General features: G+C 40.8%; 14 protein-coding genes. 8 read left to right on the plus strand and 6 right to left on the minus strand.

Features of this window, described 5'->3' with window-relative positions; translation table 11 throughout:
* Positions 1-101: 101 nt before the first annotated feature.
* Positions 102-2,816 carry a S9 family peptidase gene (locus M23134_RS06040; protein ID WP_002694602.1) on the plus strand — a complete coding sequence of 905 codons (2,715 nt, stop codon included), beginning with the start codon at positions 102-104 and terminating at the stop codon, positions 2,814-2,816.
* A 96-nt stretch (positions 2,817-2,912) separates the two neighbouring features.
* On the opposite strand, the gene M23134_RS06045 is transcribed toward M23134_RS06040, so the two are convergent.
* Positions 2,913-4,082 carry a calcium/sodium antiporter gene (locus M23134_RS06045; protein ID WP_002694603.1) on the minus strand — a complete coding sequence of 390 codons (1,170 nt, stop codon included), beginning with the start codon at positions 4,080-4,082 and terminating at the stop codon, positions 2,913-2,915.
* A 1,460-nt stretch (positions 4,083-5,542) separates the two neighbouring features.
* Between M23134_RS06045 and folD the strand changes: the two genes are divergently transcribed.
* The 4 genes from folD (at position 5,543) to M23134_RS06065 (ending at position 11,257) form a co-directional block, all read left to right on the plus strand.
* Complete coding sequence (folD, locus tag M23134_RS06050) at positions 5,543-6,424, plus strand: bifunctional methylenetetrahydrofolate dehydrogenase/methenyltetrahydrofolate cyclohydrolase FolD (RefSeq protein ID WP_002694605.1); 882 nt, start codon at positions 5,543-5,545, stop codon at positions 6,422-6,424.
* A gap of 346 nt (positions 6,425-6,770) precedes the next feature.
* Positions 6,771-8,426 (plus strand): PD40 domain-containing protein, encoded by a 1,656-nt coding sequence (locus M23134_RS06060; protein ID WP_002694606.1) that lies wholly within the window; start codon positions 6,771-6,773, stop codon positions 8,424-8,426.
* A 5-nt stretch (positions 8,427-8,431) separates the two neighbouring features.
* Positions 8,432-8,761, plus strand: coding sequence for an OmpA family protein (locus M23134_RS40430; RefSeq protein ID WP_157558360.1), 330 nt, complete (start codon positions 8,432-8,434; stop codon positions 8,759-8,761).
* A 210-nt stretch (positions 8,762-8,971) separates the two neighbouring features.
* Positions 8,972-11,257: an efflux RND transporter permease subunit gene (locus M23134_RS06065; protein ID WP_002694608.1), complete on the plus strand. Its 2,286-nt coding sequence runs from the start codon at positions 8,972-8,974 to the stop codon at positions 11,255-11,257.
* Between the two features lie 49 nt (positions 11,258-11,306).
* Here the strand turns inward: M23134_RS06065 and M23134_RS06070 are convergent, their stop codons facing one another.
* Positions 11,307-12,488 (minus strand): MFS transporter, encoded by a 1,182-nt coding sequence (locus M23134_RS06070; RefSeq protein WP_002694609.1) that lies wholly within the window; start codon positions 12,486-12,488, stop codon positions 11,307-11,309.
* A 48-nt stretch (positions 12,489-12,536) separates the two neighbouring features.
* A complete protein-coding gene (locus M23134_RS06075) occupies positions 12,537-13,427 on the minus strand; it encodes a L,D-transpeptidase family protein (RefSeq protein WP_002694610.1) in 891 nt (296 codons plus the stop codon).
* Positions 13,428-13,647: 220 nt separating this feature from the next.
* Here M23134_RS06075 and M23134_RS42450 point away from each other — a divergent pair, with 220 nt between their 5' ends.
* Both M23134_RS42450 and M23134_RS06080 read left to right on the plus strand, forming a co-directional pair.
* Positions 13,648-13,773, plus strand: a complete 126-nt coding sequence (locus M23134_RS42450; protein WP_002694611.1) for a hypothetical protein — start codon at positions 13,648-13,650, stop codon at positions 13,771-13,773.
* Positions 13,774-13,953: 180 nt separating this feature from the next.
* Positions 13,954-14,622, plus strand: a complete 669-nt coding sequence (locus M23134_RS06080; RefSeq protein WP_002694612.1) for an NUDIX hydrolase — start codon at positions 13,954-13,956, stop codon at positions 14,620-14,622.
* Positions 14,623-14,710: 88 nt separating this feature from the next.
* Here the strand turns inward: M23134_RS06080 and M23134_RS06085 are convergent, their stop codons facing one another.
* The 3 genes from M23134_RS06085 to M23134_RS06095 all read right to left on the minus strand — a co-directional run bounded on the left by M23134_RS06085 (position 14,711) and on the right by M23134_RS06095 (position 18,367).
* A complete protein-coding gene (locus M23134_RS06085; protein WP_002694613.1) occupies positions 14,711-16,045 on the minus strand; it encodes a citrate synthase in 1,335 nt (444 codons plus the stop codon).
* A 384-nt stretch (positions 16,046-16,429) separates the two neighbouring features.
* A complete protein-coding gene (locus M23134_RS06090; protein WP_002694614.1) occupies positions 16,430-17,050 on the minus strand; it encodes a Crp/Fnr family transcriptional regulator in 621 nt (206 codons plus the stop codon).
* Entirely contained in the window at positions 17,051-18,367 is a 1,317-nt protein-coding gene (locus M23134_RS06095; protein ID WP_002694615.1) for an MFS transporter, read from the minus strand. It abuts the gene before it with no gap.
* A 278-nt stretch (positions 18,368-18,645) separates the two neighbouring features.
* On the opposite strand from M23134_RS06095, the gene M23134_RS06100 reads away from it, so the two are divergent.
* The gene (locus M23134_RS06100) at positions 18,646-19,197 is read left to right on the plus strand and encodes an RNA polymerase sigma factor (protein ID WP_002694616.1); all 552 of its coding nucleotides are present in this window, start codon (positions 18,646-18,648) and stop codon (positions 19,195-19,197) included.
* Positions 19,198-19,200 lie beyond the last annotated feature (3 nt).

Raw genomic sequence — 19,200 nt, forward strand, 5'->3', positions numbered from 1 at the left:
AGGTGATAGAAAGAGGTGATGATGCTGAATTGGAATAGAGGAGCAGTCAAAACAAAAACTTTTCAGTATTTTGGCGGCTAAAGTTTAAAATAACCATTTATATGAAAAATATTTATTTGTTGGTGTGCCTGGTTTGCCTGAGTGCATTGGCACAAGCCCAAAAGGGTGATTGGAAACCCGAAGATGTCATCAATCAGGTATCTGGAGATGGATTTAGGTTTTCGCCCAATGGCAAAATGGTCGTATGGGCCAAGCGTCGTCCTGACAAGAAAAAAGATCGCTTTATCAGTGATTTATACCTTACCCGTTTGGACATGACTAACAAAAAAGGTAGGTATAAAACTATTCGCCTAACCAGGAGCAAGGACTCAGACTACAGTCCCGTTTTTTCGGCAGACAGCGAAACTATTTACTTTTTATCGTCAAGAGCCAAGGGTAAAGCGCTTTGGGCAATGAGTACGTATGGAGGAGCACCCTACAAGGTACACACTTTTAAAAATAGCATCTCAAATATTCATTTACGCAATCAACATACTTTGTTTTTTGTAAGTAGTGAAGGAGCAAGTTATTATGAGCAACAGCTCAAAAAAGAAAAAGACAATGTGGTAGTGGTAGAAGATACCGAGCACATGAAAGCCACCAGGGTATTTTCGTTTAACCTGAAAACGAAACAAATAGAGCGTCAAACCGACAATCGTTACCCTACTATGTCATTGGCAGTATCAAAGAATGGGCAATGGATGGTCACCGCTCATTTACGGTCGTTGCATTATGCCTCTGATGGCAAGCCGCGCCCCGCTTATTACATCTGGAACTTAAAAACAGGTACAAAAACAGCGGTCTTAAAAGATACTTATCAGGGGCCTGGTAACTTTGAGTTTTCGGAAGATAACCAAGGTTTTTATTTTACCTCTACCAAATCTTCTGACCCTGAATGGGGAGGGGCTGGAGTCACTAAGTTGCACTACATGACAGTGAAAAACCCACAAGTAGTCAACATTTCGGTAGACTGGAAGTGGGACTTAAGCTATGGCTTGAATGTAGTAGGCAACGATGTATTGGTGTACCTGGCCAATGGTCCTACCAATAAGTTGGCATTGATGAAAAAACAAGGCAATCGTTGGACAAAGCAAATGGTAGCCTTGGGTGATATGACCGACCATGTGGCCGTGTGGGCTTTGTCGGCAGATAAAAAGCAAGTGATTTACCTTTACTCTACGGCTTCGGTGCCGCTGCAGTACCGTATAGGCGAGCTAGTGCAAAAACGTAAGGTAAGCATTACGGCAGGCAAGGAATTGATTACCTTGAATGAAAGTTGGAAAAAGAAGAAAACCAGCAAAAGTGAGGTAATCAAATGGAAAGGCTACAACAACGAAGAGGTCGATGGTATTTTGTATTACCCTCAGGACTATGCAAAAGGGAAAAAGTACCCCTTAGTGGTAGCCATTCACGGAGGCCCCGCCAGTACCGATCGCGATGCCTGGAGTTTCCGTTGGGCGTACCCGGTGCAGTTGTTTACCCAAAAAGGGGCATTTGTGTTTAAGCCCAACTACCACGGCTCAAGCAATCACGGGCAAAAGTTTGTAGAGTCTATTAAAAAAAACTATTACGACCTGGAGATGGTAGATATTACCAAAGGAATTGATTTTTTGGCCAACCAAGGCTTGATAGATAAAAACAAAATGGGGGTGATGGGTTGGTCAAATGGAGCCATTTTAACTACCATGCTTACAGTGCGCTACCCTGATATGTTTAAAGTAGCCGCAGCCGGAGCAGGGGATGTAAACTGGACGTCTGACTATGGTACTTGCCGTTTTGGGGTAACATTTGACCAAAGTTATTTTGGCGGAGCCCCCTGGGACGATCGAAATGGTAAAACTTACAATGAGGCGTATATTCTTAAGTCGCCTTTGTTTGAGCTGGAAAAAGTGAAAACACCTACCTTGATATTTCACGGGAGCAAAGACAGGGCAGTGCCTCGTGACCAGGGGTGGGAGTACTACCGGGCTTTGCAGCAAGTAGGCAAAGCAAAAGTGCGTTTTTTATGGTTTCCGGGACAACCCCACGGTTTACAAAAGCTTACTCATCAAATTCGCAAGGTAAAAGAAGAGCAAGCCTGGTTTGATAAGTATTTGTTTAAAACTTATGAAAAGCCCAACGAGTCATTTAATACCAAAAGCCCACTGGCCATGTTATTGATCAAAGAAAAAGCAGCCAATCAGGGGGGAGTGTATGGAGTAATGAAAAATGGAGCGCTCACCCCAGAGGTAGCTGTTATCAAAAAAGACTCTATAGCCATAGGACGTTTTGAGGTAACCAATGCCCAATATCGGGCTTTTGACACTCAACATAAGTTTTTGGTGACTGAAGCCAATCATCCGGTCACGGGCATAGGTATTGTTAAAGCTAAGGAGTATGTAGTTTGGCTGGCAAGCAAAACAGGTGAGAAGTTTCGACTACCTAACGAAAAAGAAGGCAAGGCTTTGCACACGCAAGCACGTACACTCGCTGCCAAAGAAAACTCACTCAATTATTGGGCGGGCTACAAAGTCACTATTGATGATGTACCAGGGCTTAAACAAAAAATAGCCAAACTAAGGACTTCTTTATTTATGAAGGCAGGTAGCTTTAAAGGTACTAAAGTAGGCAAGGCTACCATCTACGATTTGGGCGGGAATGCTGCCGAGTATTATACCAAAGCCAACCGTTTGGCTACCTATGGTTACAGTGCTTATGATTATGCTGATGAAGGCAGCCAAAAAGTAAAAACAGCCACCAGGCACGTAGGCATAAGGATCATAAAAGACCTGAAGTAAACTGCTTGTTTAGGGAGATTTCAAATAACTAAAAAAGCCCTTGCTCTTTACATAAAGAGCAAGGGCTTTTTTTGGGGTGTACGATCAGGCAAACATTTAGCCGCCAATCCAACCCATATAGGCAGCCACTACATATATTAAATACAAAAAGATAAGAAATAAACCAAAGGGGCGAGTGGCTTTAAATTTTTGTACAAATAGAAGTAAGACTACTACTATCAGCGTAGTAAACAACAAAATGATAGAAGAAGTAATGTTGGCTCCTCCCAAGTCGGTAAGGGGCTGACCTTTGATCAAAATATAAATCAACACGGGTAAACCAAGGCTCATTAGAATATCAAAAATGTTGCTACCAATGGCATTGGCAATGGCCATATCTCCTCTCCCTTGCTTGGCAACAATCGCTGACGAAATCATTTCAGGAATAGAGCTACCACCCGCGAGTATAGTAAGGGCAATAATGGCAGGGGGAATATCCATGGCTTTGGCGAGTGCTTCGGCGGCTACGACCAAAAAATAAGAAGCCCCAGCAATAATAACCAGTGATAGTAAGAAAACCGGAATTGTCCAGCGAGGTTTTTCTTCGGGGTCGGGTATCAGGTTCATAAGAAACTCTACCGGATAACCGAGGGTTTTTTGCAATATTTTAAAAGGATTACGACGAGTTTCGTCTTCCATGTCTTTTTCTATGGCTTCTATGGGGCGTGGGGTGTCTAAATGATGAGCAGCACCTTCGAACTCGGCACGGGCGCTTCCGGCTGGGGTTTCAAAACCGTTTTTAGGTGTGGTAGCTTCTTCATTTACGTATTTGGTCCACAAAAACAGCACAAATAGGTAAAGAAAGTAACTGCACACAAATGCTATTCCTTCTATAAGGGTAAACTTGTTATCAGCAACAAATAAGATGAGTAAGCCTACCGAAAACGCATAAAAAATGCTGTCTCGCATTACAGGGCGCCAATTGAGGTAAGATGTTTTTACTACTGCCGCAAAGCCGATCACTACCAGTATTTGGAAAATAGCCGAACCTACAATGGTACCTACACCAGTAGCAGGGTTGGCTCCCTCAAGAAACAAAGCAAAAAGTGCTGTGGATATTTCGGGTGCACTGGTGCCTAATGCAAGGAGCGTAGCACCAGCCACACTGGGCGGTAACTTCATCCATTCGGCAATATTATCCAAACTTTTAATAAAGTGGCGGTCTACAATTTCTGTCATTACATAGAACGCAAGCAGGATAACAACTAAAGCCAACCAAATAGACATTCTTTTCTGGGTTTAATTTGAATAAAATTTAACTTAGGAATAGTACCAAAATAAATTCACATTTTTAACGTCATCTTTCGCTGACAGAATTCGTTAAAAAAATTTGCCGTAGCACTGCTATGACGCCGTCCCGCAGGGCTGGCTCAACATCCACTGGATATTGCCCTGCCTCTCCTGCCAACAAAATATTTTGGCGTTACTATAGAACTTTATTTTTACACCATTCCTGAGGAATGGTTGAAAGCTGTTTTTGTCCATTCCTCAAACTTTTTATATACTACACAAGTGATTAAAAAATGACATTCACTCTTTTAGTCAACCACAATATTAGTATACACGCTCTTTTTGATCTGTGTTAAGCAAGTGTTAAACAAACGGCTTGCCAACATACAAAATTAAGAATTCAATTTAAGACAAGCGTTTTTTCATTTAACTATTTACACAATAGCGCTTTATGGAATATGTATAAGCATTATTAGCTTGTTTATGTTTCATAATTTGTCCTTGAATAATGAAATAAAGCCTTAATTAGCTGAAATGTACTTCCAAGAAAGCAAAAACATTGAGACAGTTGATCAAATATAGTACGAATATTTTGATAAAACACGAACTTCTTCAGGATACCCACGGGCTATTGTTGAGTAAAGCAACTGTCTGGAATTGTCGCAGTTGCCAAGGGGTGTTACAAAACTCTATTGTTTTATTACACAAGTGCCAAAAGTAGGTGAAAACATGTATCTTTTGGCAAGAGAAAGCTCGTAAATAACAGCATTCAAATGATTGATTTGATCATTAAGTGATCTGGAAAAATAAGATGTGTCAATTCAAGAAAATATATTGTTCTCAGACGATTCAAAAAAAACGGTGTATAGCTGAAGCTATGAAGCTTTTTTTGAGAAGAATGGGGAGCGTTCATTTAATTGTGCTTTCCCGAAGAATGAGGGCAATAGATACACTTTAATGGTTCAAATTATTTATGAAAGATCACTGAAAATACTTAAGAATAACTATTTTCCATAGTTTCTTCAATTCACTGTCTAAAGAAAACTGTTTGGTTGGTAACCAAACAGTTTTTTTTTGGTCTTTATGCCAAAAGTCTGGCGGTTTTAACAACCCCTGAAAAAATTCCATTTGAACTTTGTAAAGTTAAATTGTAGCGTTATGCCCTTTGTTAGTTGATGGGGTTTGTGTTAAAAGCTAACATTTCTCTGAATTGGGGCAATGAAAAAACGGATATTTTATAGCATATTTGCTCAAAACATGGCTAAGGAATTGTTCAAAAATAAATTCACATTTTTAACGTCATCTTTCGCTGACAGAATTCGTTAAAAAAACTTGCCGTAGCACTGCTATGACGCGTTTTTTTGCCTCTCCTGCCAACAAAATATTTTGGCTTTACTATAGAACTTTATTTTTACACCATTCCTAAGATTCATTTTACTGACAAATAAACTATACGCATGATAAAAATTGACGGCAAGCAAACTGCCTTAGACATTCAAAAAGAGATAGCTCAGGAAGTAGAAAAAATAAAAGCCAATGGAGGCAAAGCACCTCATCTGGCAGCAGTGTTGGTGGGCAATGATGGCGCCAGCGAGACGTATGTGGGGCATAAAGTAAAGGCCTGTGAAAGAGTAGGCTTTGAGTCTACTCTTTTGCGTTATGACGACACCATTAGTGAAGATGAACTGTTAAAAGTGGTAGAAGACTTGAACCAAAACCCAGAAATTGATGGTTTTATTGTACAATTTCCCGTGCCTAAGCATATTAGCGAAACCAAAATAGTAGAACATATTGCCCCTGAGAAGGATGTAGATGGTTTGCACCCGATAAACATTGGAAGAGTGGCCAAAAACTTGCCCGCCTATGTATCTGCTACCCCGCAAGGGATCTTAACCTTGCTTGAGCGTTACCAGATCGATACTTCGGGCAAGCATTGCGTGGTATTGGGCAGAAGCCAATTGGTAGGTCGACCATTGAGTATTTTGCTTTCGCAAAAGTCAGACGTAGGTAACTGTACTGTTACGGTATGCCATAGTCGTACCCCCAATGTAGCGCAATTTACCAAACAAGCCGATATATTGGTAGCAGCCATGGGTATTCCGGCGTTTGTAAAAGCCGATATGGTAAAAGAAGGAGCCATTGTGATAGATGTTGGCACTACCCGCGTGCCCGATGCTTCACGCAAGAAGGGGTTTAGACTATCGGGCGATGTAAATTTTGCCGAAGTAGCAGAAAAGAGTAGTTATATAACACCCGTGCCAGGTGGAGTAGGACCTATGACGGTTACCTCACTGTTGCAAAACACTTTGTTGGCAGCTCAAAAGAAGGTGTACAAATAAACAAAAGTTGTACAAACGCATTCATCATAGTGATTAATAGCTGCAAAGGATAGATGACAAGCAGCAAGTTTGTGAAAACTGAAATATACAAAAAGGTTTTGTGGTGGTTGCTGCAAAGCCTTTTTGCATATATAAAGGGCGGGTCGTTTTCGCTGAATTATTGGATCAACAAACAACTCATGACTCGAACTGAGAGCAAAAACTTTAATCTCGCTTTATTATACGATTTTAGGGGGGGTGTCGTAACTATATCGTATGTTTAAAAAAGAAGAGAGTACATGTGGGGCACCCACGTTTGATTTATAATTTTATACTTTGTATTTTGAATAAAATAACTTGATTGATAATGAAGCAAAATACCCAAGCCTTTATGCTGTTTTTGTTGGCAGCATTCTTTACTATAACATTGCCCAACCAAACCCAGGCGCAATATTCTACTAAAAACAAAAAAGCAATTAAATATTATCAAAAAGCCAGAGAAAACCTCAAACGACGAAAGTACGACGAAGGACTAGCCTACCTGGAGAAGGCAGTAAAAAAAGATCCTAAATTTCTGGAGGCGCATTACCAGTTAGCATCATTATATACCCGTATTTTTTTTAATGAGCCAGGCGCCGGCGAAAAAGTAATGAACCACTACCAGCAGATAGTTACCGCTGATCCTGGCAATAAAAGGTATATTCATTTGAACGTGACCTTGGGTGAGCAACATCTAAAAAACGGGAAGTATGACCTTGCCCGTGCTTCGGTAAGTCGTTACCTTGATGCCAAAATAAAATCGCCGCGGATGAACAAAAAAGCGCAAGATATTATTGCCACCTGCGACTATGCTGCCAAAGGGATGCAAACCCCCTTGCCTTTTCGTCCTACTCCATTGACCCCTCCTTTGAATACACTTTATTACCAGTACTTTCCGGTATTGACTGCCGATCAAAATACCTTGATTTTTACTGGCGTAAAAAATCAGCCCAGCCGTAGGGTGGCTCCTGACGAAAGTATGTATGTGAGCTACAAAAAGAATGGACAATGGACAACCCCTGAATCTATTTCTGATAAAATTAATACTATAGATAACGAAGGTACCTGTAGTATTTCGGCAGATGGAAAAGTGTTGGTATATACTGTATGCGAAAACCGACGCCGAGGCACCCGACGAGGAGTGATTGGTATTTGTGACTTGTTTATCTCGGTGAAGGTAGGGGGCAAGTGGAGCGAGCCAAAAAACCTGGGGCCTAATATAAATACGCGTGCCTGGGAGTCGCAACCTTCTTTATCAGCAGATGGTAAAACCTTGTATTTTGCCTCGAAGCGTGGTGGAGGAAAAGGTGGTATAGATATATGGGTAAGCAAAATGGGTGAAGATGGTAAGTGGCAACCTGCCAAAAACCTCGATGAAAGAGTAAACACCCCGCGCGACGAAGTTTCGCCTTTTATTCACGTCAATGGGCGTACCCTTTACTTTAGCTCTGAAGGGCACCAGGGGTATGGGGGCAAAGACTTGTTTTCGGTTGACTTGTTTTCGCTTGCCAAAGAAAAATCTAAAAATCTGGGGTACCCTATCAACGACTATCGCGATCAGGTAGGGCTGTTTATTACCACCGATGGTAAAAAAGGATATTATACCCAGGAAGAGGTAGTGAATGGACGTATGGCTACAAGCAAGCTTGCCACGTTTGACATGCCTGACCAAATTAAACCTAAGATTACCAGTAATTATGTGCAAGGCTATGTATACGATGCCAAAACCAAGAAAAAACTACAGGCAACCATTGAGCTTAAGGATGTAAACACGGCTCAGTTGCAAACCTCGGTAAGTTCTGACCCTCAAAACGGTTCATACCTGATTGTGCTCAACAACGGGGCAGAATATGCATTGGAGGTGAAGCGTAAAGGGTATGCATTTAAAAGTATGAAGTTTAACTACGCTAAAGGCAAAGATCAAAACCGCTTGAAATCAATATTCCACTCGACCCGATTGGAGCCGGTGTGGTTTTTACTTTAAATAATGTGTTTTTTGAATACAATAAATACGCCTTGAAAGACAAGTCTAAAGTAGAGTTAGACAACCTGGTGAAGTTTCTCAAAGAAAACCCGGAAATTAGTGGCGAAATATCAGGGCATACCGACAATATTGGCGATAAAGCCCGTAATAGAGAGCTTTCACAACAACGTGCCAACTCGGTACGCGATTACTTGGTATCGCACGGGGTTGATGCCTCTCGTTTGGTATACAAGGGGTATGGCGACAGCAAACCGGCCGCCACCAACGATACAGAAGAAGGACGGGCTAAAAACCGACGTATTGAGTTTAAGATTCTGAAATTATCGAAAAAATAGTGCGCTAAAATAGTGCATTGCATAGTATGGGGCAGCCTTTTGAGGTTGCCTTTTTAGTTTACTGAATAAGCGACCAAATCGAGGGAGAAAACTTTGAGTTGCCAAGCCCTGTTTTGGACTAAGAAAAAAGCTTGCCCTGAATGATCAAGAATAAATTTCGGTTACATTTGTATTACAGGAAACATTGGACATCATATACTTAGAATTGTTTTGAAGATTATTATAAAGGATTATCGCAGGGCGAGTATTATTACACTTACCCTGGTAGCCATTGTCTGTGGTTATTTGGGGTATCGTGCCATTTCTCTTAAGTTTAATTATGATTTTGAAGCTTTTTATCCAGTCAATGATCCTGATGCGGATTACTATATGAAGCATCGGGCAAAGTATGGCAATGCCAACGACTTTGTGTTGATTGGCATTGTAAACAGTACAGGGATTTTTGAACTATCTTTTCTTACCAAAGTAAAAGCATTGACCGATTCGCTTAAAAAAGTAAGGCATGTACAAACGGTGACCTCACCTACCAATGTGTTTTCTTACCAGCGTGCTCCTATGATGGGAGCTCCCGTCAAACGCCCGTATTTGCATTACCAAAAACCTCAATACTACAAAGCCGATTCAATCCGGATTTATCAAACCCCTGAGTTAGTCCATCATTATTTTGCCAAAAACGGCCAATCAGTCAATGTATATGTACGTCATACCGGCTTGTTGCCTCAAAAAGATTGTTTTGTGCTGGCACAAGAAATCAAGCGCCTGGTGGCAAATGCCCAGTTTGAAAGGTATCACCTGGCGGGCAGGTGCATTGGTCAATCATTTTATGTGAAATTGTTGCGTAAAGAAGTGATATTGTTTGTGGGATCTTCTTTCCTCCTTATTTTAGTAGTATTGGTGCTTACCTTTAGGTCGGTGTGGGGGGTATTGTTGCCGTTGGCTGTAGTGGCAGCATCTATTGTGGGCACGTTGGGTATTATGACAGAAACCAACAAAGCCATGGATTTGATACTGAACGCCATGCCTACCATTTTGTTAGTCATTGGTTTGTCTAATGTAATACACTTGCTTTCCAAATATTTAGAAGAATTGCGCAGAGGTGCTACCAAAATGGAAGCCATCAAAACCGCCTATTATCAAATTGGACTCGCCACTTTTCTTACCACCCTTACTACTGGTGTGGGTTTTATGTCGCTTGCCAGTGCCAATGTAATGGCCATTGTAGAGTTTGGGGTGTATTGTACTGTGGGCTTGTTTTTGTCTTTTTTGCTTACTTATACTTTGTTGCCTGCGGTGTTGGTATTGATGAAAGCCCCTAAGTCTACCCATAACCAACGAAGCTACCGTTTTTGGAAGCGTACCTTGCAGGGCTGGTTGCACTGGGTATACCGTTATCCAAAAACTATAGTAGGCATTACCTGTGCGATGGCATTGGTAAGTATAGCCGGGCTAATACGTATAGAGGAAAACTCTTATATGATGGAAGACCTCAGCAGTGATAGCCCCATCAAAAGAGATTTTCAGTTTTTTGAGCAAGAATATTCAGGTACCCGCCCCTTTGAAATTGCCCTTGAGATTACCGATTCGGCTAAAAAAATGCTCGACTTTGAAGTATTGAAGACTTTGGAAGAAATAGAGCAACAAGCCCAAAAAATATTTAAACTAGGGCATATTTGGTCACCACTTGCCTTGGTCAAAAACGCCCACCGTTCGTTGAGCGGCAATAGCCAAAGTGCCTATAGCCTGCCCAAAGATCAAGACCGTTTTGCCCAAATTATCAAAGTGTTATATAAACACCGTAAGTTGGGCTCGGTGCAAACCATTATGCAGCCTAGTCAAAAAGAAGCGCGGATTCATAGCCGTATGCAAGATGTAGGCAGTAAGCGTTTTAAAGCAATGAGTGCCCAAATGGTGCAGTTTATGGAACAACACCCCAGCAAAAGTTGGTTAAAGTATAAAATTACTGGATCGGTAGTGTTAATGGACAAAAACAACAACAACTTGTTTTATAACCTTTGGCAAAGCCTTCTCATTGCTTTTGTGGTCATTGGTAGCATCATTGGTTTTTTGTATAAATCATTCAAATTTGTGTTGGTAAGCCTCATTGCCAATATATTACCCCTACTAGTCATTGCTGGCATTATGGGGTATGCCGGGCTTAGCCTTAAACTGTCTACCACTATAGTATTTACCATTGCTTTTGGCATAGCTGTAGATGATACGATTCATTTTTTGAGCAAATTGCGCATTGAGTTGAACAAAGGCACCAGCTTGTTGTATGCCATCAAGTCTACCTATTTTTCGGCAGGAAAAGCCATTGTACTTACCTCATTGGTGTTGTGTGGAGGGTTTCTTATTTTGGCAATGTCATCGTTTTTGGGAACATTTTACCTGGGGTTACTTGTAAGCATTACCTTGTTAATGGCAGTAATTTCTGACTTGTTTTTGTTGCCTGCGTTGTTGATTTTAACTGCCCCTTCAAGTAATAAAAAAAAGTGATGCATTGCAATAATTGAGGTGGCATGAAGTTTTTATCGGATTTGTACAATCAACCAGTCCACAAGGTATACTCATTGTCACCTTTATAGCCTACCAAAAAGATGCTACAACCTAATAAGCTAAAACAAGCCGACACCAAAAATGCCCATTGACTACTCCATTGTGTCCATATAGCCCCCATCAGTAGCGAGGCTGGCAACAAAGCTATGCCCAGCCCGGTATTGAACAAGCCATAGGCGGTAGCCCGAAGGTGATCGGGTACCAGATCGGCGATATAGGCTTTAAAAATGCCTTTAGATAAGCCATAATAAATGCCGTAAGCCCCAAAGAGTGTCCAAATCATCCATTGCGCCTGAGCAAAAGCAAATAAGGCATATAGCCCGGCGTAATACAGAAACGATAAAGCAATAAGGGGTTTGCGTCCTACCTTGTCCGACAAATTGCCCAATACAGGAGCCGCCAACGTGCATACAAGGTTGTAAAGTGTCCAGAGTAATACTATAGCAGTGGTAGAAAAGTGCACCTCTTGTGCCTTAAGAATGAGGAAAGCATTGGAAGAGTTACCCAGAGTAAACAGCATACAAGCGATCCAGAAAAGCATAAAACTGCGATTGCCTAACAAAGCCCTTGTTTGTTTTTGGGCGGGCTGTTTGGGCTGATGAATTTTTACCTCTTTTACCCAAAAAACCAGCCCTATGGCAATAACACCTGGCACTATTGAAAGCAGAAATACCAGGCGCATGTTGTTGAGCGATAAACTAAGAATGAGTAAGGCAATGAGTGGCCCAAGCAGAGCTCCGGTGCGGTCAAGAGCTAAATGCCAGCCAAATGCTTTGCCTCGTTGGGTTTTATCTACCGAACCTGCAATCAAGGCATCACGAGGAGGGTTACGGACTGCTTTTCCTACCCGATCGGCAAAGCGTACCCCTAATACATGTGACCACACGCTTGCCCCATACAAGAAGGGTTTGGACAGGTTGGATAAGCCATAGCCCAATAATACAAATATTTTACGCTTTTGCCACAAGTCAGACAGCCTTCCGGCAAATGTTTTACACAAAGCCGCAGTGGTTTCTGCAATGCCCTCTATCAACCCTATGAGCACCACAGTAGCTCCTAAACTTTTGAGAAAAGGGGCAAGCAAAGGGTACACCATTTGGCTGGAAATATCGGAAAACAATGATACAAACCCCAGCAAGATCACATTGTGGGGCAGGCTGTTTTTTTTCATATTGATTGGTTGCGCAACCTTGATAAATAGGCTTGCTGCTCTAAAAAATTACTTCGTTTTGACTATGTACTTGCCGCTTTTTGCAAAAATAATAGTGGGAAGCTCCTTAGTGTTTTCGAAGTATTCATAACCTTTTTTCAGGCTTGCCCAAAACTCCACCAAGTTTTCTTGTGCTTTGTATTGTTCTTTGAGCTTATCAAACCCGGCGTTGTCAAGACGGGCAGGAAATATATTGACTGGGATTTTTTTTTGACCACGGGCTTTTGCTTCTACTGCAAATACATACAGTTCGCGGATGTTGTTATCAGTAATGGGAATACACCCCACGGTTACACAGTCGCCGTGCAGAAAAATATCGCCCCCTAGCCCGGTAGTGTCTCCCAGTACTTTGTCGGAGCGGTTAGGGTAATTAAGCCCCAGCGATAAATGAAATTTGCTGACTGGGTTAAAGCGGTTGATATGGTAAAAACCTTCTGGAATTTGCTTATCACCATCTTTGCGTTTGGGACCCAGTTCGCCCGATGACTCACAAAATTTATAAGTTCTTACAAGTTTAAAGGGCTTTGTACCTTTTTGCCTTGCCCAAACTTCTACTTCCCGCTCTAGTTTTACAGCCCTGATAAAAAGCTCAATGTCAAGTGTTTGAATATCTTGTTGCTTGAGCAAACCTTTGACTATAGCCAGCTTTTTGCGATAAGCCAGCTTTACCCGGTCATAAGTCATTTGCTGTACTTTAAAGGGTAGTACAGAATCACTGGGGGTACTGTTTGTCGAGGCCGTTTCCAGGCTTGTTTCGCTTTTTTTATGAGTAGTATTTTTTTTATCTTTCATAGATGGTTTTTTAGTCACTTTGTTAGGACGTTTACGGGTACAGTACCCGATAGAAAAAAATATACCTACCAGCAACACAAATAATATAATAAGAGATGATACCTTCATTGTTGTCTAAAAAAGGGTAATATACTTAAACAAAAATGGTTTTGAGGATGGATTTTGACTAATTGTCTGAATACCAACATTAATCAACCAAAGCTACAGCTTTGCTGTGCTCAGCTTCAGCTAATCCTGTAAATCCTAAAATCACTTTAATCCTAGTATAAATTGTTAGGAGAATACTTTATATAGGGGTTGTTTGGAACCCAATCGCTGCCTACACGTAATGAAACAAACAGCAATGGCGGCAATGATACAAAAAAAAGCGTTGCTATTCAACGTTGCTATTTTAGAACATAGAGGTGTAGCTGTAAAAAAAATAAATGCACAAAATATAACTAAATATAGATAAAGTACTAATAACACGCTCTGCATTGTACTTTATTTAGAATTAGCAAGTTAAGTGTTTAGATATTGCAGGATAATTTTGTATTATTGTAATACTGCCTACACCTATATTATGCCTAATTTGTAGGCTTTTATTAATAGGAATATTCTCATGAGGTATTATTGGAAAGAAGTCTGAAAAGTTATGTCAAAAGATGTTTACCCAAAATTACAATCACAACTTAAAACCCGACTGGCTTCAGAGTTGCCAGGTATAACCGCCCAGGCTAGAATGGCGCCTCCCGAACGTTTTCCAAAAGATAAAAAAGACCCCTACCAAACCAACGCTGCTACTCGTGTAGGTTGCGTGCTCATTTTGTTGTATCCTGACGAAAAACAAAAAATTCATTTTCCTTTGATTGTTCGCCCCAAGTATGAAGGAGTACATAGCGGGCAAGTAGCTTTTCCGGGGGGCAAACAAGACCCCGAAGATGAAGACTTTATAGCTACCGCCTTGCGCGAAACCCTCGAGGAAATAGGTGTAGAAGTAAGCCGCGCCCAGGTGTTGGGCAGACTGAGTAAGCTATACATTCCCCCCAGCAATTTTTTGGTGTATCCCATTGTAGCAGCCATTCCTCATGAACCTCGCTTTGTACCCAGCCCCCGCGAAGTGGATCGTATGTTGTTGGTAGATTTGTTGAGCATGTTGGGTGATGCCAAACGAGAAATAAAAGAAGTAATGTGGCAGGGAACCAAAGTACAATTACCTTATTATAACATTGAAGGCAATACGGTATGGGGAGCTACTGCAATGATTTTGGGTGAGTTTATGACCATTATCGAGGAGTTAGAACTCTCACCAATGTTGGATTGATCATTCATAGATATTTATAAATTAAAAAAGGTGAGATATTTTAACGTCTCACCTTTTTTTGATATATGTATGTAAATTTTGAATCTATTTACTTTCTGCGCTTGATGCGGGCAATGTTGATCAAGTCAGTGGCACTACCTCTGTCTTCTAGTTTTACAAAGTCACGCGCTGTAGACCCAGTATAAATCTGACGGGGACGGCTAATGGGTTGTTGTGCTTCACGCATTTCTTTCCATTGAGCAATCCAACCTGGCAGGCGACCCAAAGTAAACATTACTGTAAACATATCAATTGGGAAACCTAACGCACGATAGATAATACCAGAGTAGAAATCAACATTAGGATATAGTTTTCTTTCTACGAAGTAATCGTCATTTAAGGCAGTTTCTTCTAGTTTCTTGGCAATTTCTAAGGTGGGGTCTTTAATACCTAACTTGTTCAACACCTTATCGCAAGACTTTTTGATGATTCGGGCACGTGGGTCAAAGTTTTTGTATACCCGGTGTCCAAAACCCATCAAACGGAAAGTATCGTTTTTGTCTTTAGCTTTTTCGATGTATTTTTTCACATCACCACCATCTTGATGGATTTTATCCAACATTTCAATCACTTGTTGGTTGGCACCTCCATGCAAAGGTCCCCACAAAGCGCTGATACCTGCCGAAACAGAAGAGTACAAGCTGGCTTGTGATGAACCTACCAGGCGTACTGCAGAAGTAGAGCAGTTTTGTTCGTGATCGGCGTGCAAGATCAATAGCTTGTTAAGGGCTTCTTCTACATCAGGATCAATCTCATACTCATAAGTAGGCAAGGCAAACATCATCTGCATGAAGTTTTGCACATAGTTTAACTTGTTGCGTGGGTAGTTTACCGGGTGGCCATTAGAGTTTTTGTAAGACCAGGCTGCTAAAGTTGGGAACTTGGCAAGCAAACGAATAATGGTAAGGTTTACCAGGTCTGGAGTACGGTGTGGATCAATAGACTCTGGATAAAATGAAGCCAATGAAGAAGCAAGCGAGGCCATTACCCCCATAGGGTGGGCATTTACCGGGAAACCGGCGAAAATTTTCTTTACACCTTCGTTTACAAGGGTTCGGCGGGTAATTTCTGAAGTAAAATGGTTGAGCTCTTCAGGGTTAGGTAAGTTTCCGTATATCAAAAGGTAGGCTACTTCCAAAAAGCTGGCATGTTCAGCCAAATCTTCAATGGCGTATCCACGATAACGCAATACTCCTGCTTCACCATTAAGAAATGTAATACCACTGGTGGTTGCTCCAGTGTTTTTAAATCCTGAATCAAGCGTTACCAAGCCCGTTTGTGCACGTAATTTGGTAATATCAACTGATTTTTCTCCTTCACTTCCTTCATACACAGGGAGTTTATAAGTTTTACCGTCAATGGTAAGTTCAGCAAAATTTGACATATATATATGTGATTGTTTGAAGATTACTACTGATATGTATTTATTTTTCTAATTCAAGTTTGTTAATATCTCTTTGGGGTTTTATATGCTTGTTTAGCAACCCAAAGAGCTAAATATTTCGCATAAAATAGACTAGCGAATATATATAAAAAAAACAGATTTCAAAAACTTAACATTTGCGAAATTTCGCTTTGAGCTAAACTTTTTATTTTACTGATTGAAATTTGTACTTAATAATTTAAAAATGAGAGTTTGTTGATACTTTACTCAGCAATGCATAACTAAAAACGTGTGATTTTGTTGTCAAAAGCATTATATTTTTGTTAAATAACTCAAGTTGCCCAGTTGCGCTAAATATTAATTCCAAATCACTTGTAAAAACCGTTACTTGGTGTTGACAGCGCCCTGCAGGTCTTTTCTGAGGCGGCTCAGCTGAGTAGGGGTAATGCCCAAATAAGAAGCTATATGTAGTTGGGGCACACGTTTGTCGAGCGTGGGGTATTCGGTCAAAAAAGCACGATAACGTTCGGCAGAGGTCTGAGTAGCAAAGGCAATCTGGCGTTGCTCATTTTTTATTACCCAGCTTTGTTCCAAATAAGCAATATGAAAACGACTGAGCTCAGGGATACGATGCACCAACTGTTTGTATTGACCATGGTCAAATTCTAGCAAAACAGTGTCTTCCAATGCCCAAATGTCAAACATTGAAGGGGTTTGTTGAAGCAAAGAAACCGTGGAAGCAGCAAAGCTATTTTCGAGGAAAAAATTTTTGATATGTGCGTGCCCGTCGTTGGTCAAAAACTGCGAAACCAGGATGCCCTTACAAACAAAATACATTTTTTTTGCTACTTGGTTTACCGGCACAAGGTATGCTCCTTTTTTTATGTGTTGCAGGCGAGTTAAACCTTGTATTTGTTCAAAACTTTCATTGCTGATTGGGCTGTATTGATGCATGCTTTGCTTGAACTGTTCAAGGTATGGCGTGTTGTTTTTGGTGGTGTTCATTTAATTTTTTTGGTGATATGTAAACCGCAACATAGGCAAACAAGCCAAGAAAACAATGAAAATAATACCGGCAGCAAGCAAAAAAGTATAACTGCCTAAAGAGCTGTAAATAATGCCACCTATAATAAGCCCCATGATACTGGCAAGACTCCCAAAGCTGTTGGCAATGCCTTGTACATAGCCTTGGTAGTGTGGTGGGGGTATTTTTGCTAAAATAGACAAAAAAGAAGCCCACATCAGCCCATTGCCCAAAGCAAAAAAGACTGTAGAAATATATACCAACCATAAATGACCAGTACTGAGCAGGATAAAATGAAAAATCAAAATAAAGCTACCTGCTATAGTCAATACTTCGTCTGATAGCTTTTTGGACAAATAGCTAAGCAGGGGACCTTGTACTGCTACCATTAGCCCGCCTAAAATAGAAAAAAAGATACCTAAATTCATAATACTCCAGCCAAGCCCATCTTTGGCAATGGCGTGAATAGGAAAAGCAGTATAAAAAATATTGAAACCTAAAAAGATAAGGAAATATAATAAAAACATGTAAGGTAGGTGGGGTATTTTGATTACATCTTTAAAGCGCACTTTTTGAGGGTTTTCTACCTCATAACAATCTTTATGTGCTTGCGAAAGTATTTTTTCGAGCCCTTCTTTTTGAATGTGACTATCTATGGCGGTACACTTAGACTCAGGCAAGTATTTATAGATAACAAATACTGCGACAAATGAAATGGCTATAGCTGCCAATACCGGAATAATTTCGCCAAAAGAAGTGGTCCCCAGCGTGCCTGCCAGCAAAGGACCAACAATAAATCCCAGGTTTGCCGAAGCAGATAGTTTACCAAAATTAGCCTTTCTATTGGTGTCGTTGGAGATATCGGCAAGGTAGGCATTGGCCACCGATACATTGCCTCCGGTGAGTCCGTCGAGCGCTCTTGCCACAAACAATACCAACAAAGGAATGGTAATGGTAAATAGCCCAAAGGTGCCAGAGTTGAACTTTGCCAAAGCTTGAATAGGAATGAGCAGTGCAACTAAAAATATAACCCACGAAAAGAGTGTACCTGCCTGACTGAGCAGTAAAATTTTGCGTCGCCCGTGCGTATCAGACCACCTGCCTAGTATAGGGGCTCCTACAAGTTGGAAAGTAGGATAAACAGCCCCTAATACTCCATATATAATGGCATTGCCGCCAAACCGGGTCACTAAAAATACTAAAAAGGGTAAGATAATGCTGTAGCCCAAAGTGCCAATAAAATTGACCAGTAACAAAGGAAATATAGAAGGGGTTTGGGTGGTAGACGTAGTAGCCATAAGTTAATGTTATAAATCCAGATGGGGGTAGAGGTTCGTAGGTATTACAAAATCTTGTGCATAAGATACGAATTTGTTTTAATAACATACGGTTACATTGGACAATAATTCAACCATCACCGTTCTACATTTTTTGTAGGTGGTTTTCAAAATTAAAAAACATTATATCAGGAAGTTTGTTGTATATTTGAAAAGCTTAAAAAGTTCTGATACTCGTTGAAACATCTCGATTATAGGGAGATAACCTGGGGGTATAAACCTGTTTTAAATACATAACATTGTTATCTGCAAATACAAATATATCTACCAATGAAGAAGAGCTGGTCAGGTTGCTGAAAAGCAAAGACAGGAAAGGTTTTGCCCTGCTGTACGATCGCTATTCTGGAGCACTATATGGTGTAATTTTGAAAATTGTAAAAGTAGAAGAGGTGGCGCAGGATGTGTTACAGGATAGTTTTGTGAAAATCTGGAAAAAAATCCAGAGTTATGATACTACCAAAGGCACGCTGTTTACCTGGATACTGAATATTGCCCGTAACACGGCAATTGACAAGACCCGCTCGAAAGCATACAAGCAGCAAGCGAGTGTGCTGGACATAGACAAAGGAGCTGCCGTAGCTGCGGCAAGCCGGGGGAATAAATCAAAAATTGATTTTATTGGAGTTGACAAGGGCGTGGCACAGCTAAAGCCAGAGTATCAAGAAGCCATCGACTACATTTATTTTAAAGGCTATACTCACTCAGAGGCTGCCGAAGCCTTAGAGTTACCCTTGGGTACTCTCAAAACCAGGGTGAGAATGGCTATTCAGGAATTGAGAAAATTAACTTAACGA

The sequence above is a fragment of the Microscilla marina ATCC 23134 genome, from assembly GCF_000169175.1.
Taxonomy (GTDB): domain Bacteria; phylum Bacteroidota; class Bacteroidia; order Cytophagales; family Microscillaceae; genus Microscilla; species Microscilla marina.

Coding starts and splice junctions, on each gene's coding strand:
- M23134_RS06040 (WP_002694602.1), top strand. CDS start 102: ATGAAAAATATTTATTTGTTGGTGTGCCTGGTTTGCCTGAGTGCATTG.
- M23134_RS06045 (WP_002694603.1), bottom strand. CDS start 4,082: ATGTCTATTTGGTTGGCTTTAGTTGTTATCCTGCTTGCGTTCTATGTA.
- folD (WP_002694605.1), top strand. CDS start 5,543: ATGATAAAAATTGACGGCAAGCAAACTGCCTTAGACATTCAAAAAGAG.
- M23134_RS06060 (WP_002694606.1), top strand. CDS start 6,771: ATGAAGCAAAATACCCAAGCCTTTATGCTGTTTTTGTTGGCAGCATTC.
- M23134_RS06070 (WP_002694609.1), bottom strand. CDS start 12,488: ATGAAAAAAAACAGCCTGCCCCACAATGTGATCTTGCTGGGGTTTGTA.
- M23134_RS06075 (WP_002694610.1), bottom strand. CDS start 13,427: ATGAAGGTATCATCTCTTATTATATTATTTGTGTTGCTGGTAGGTATA.
- M23134_RS42450 (WP_002694611.1), top strand. CDS start 13,648: ATGAAACAAACAGCAATGGCGGCAATGATACAAAAAAAAGCGTTGCTA.
- M23134_RS06080 (WP_002694612.1), top strand. CDS start 13,954: ATGTCAAAAGATGTTTACCCAAAATTACAATCACAACTTAAAACCCGA.
- M23134_RS06085 (WP_002694613.1), bottom strand. CDS start 16,045: ATGTCAAATTTTGCTGAACTTACCATTGACGGTAAAACTTATAAACTC.
- M23134_RS06090 (WP_002694614.1), bottom strand. CDS start 17,050: ATGAACACCACCAAAAACAACACGCCATACCTTGAACAGTTCAAGCAA.
- M23134_RS06095 (WP_002694615.1), bottom strand. CDS start 18,367: ATGGCTACTACGTCTACCACCCAAACCCCTTCTATATTTCCTTTGTTA.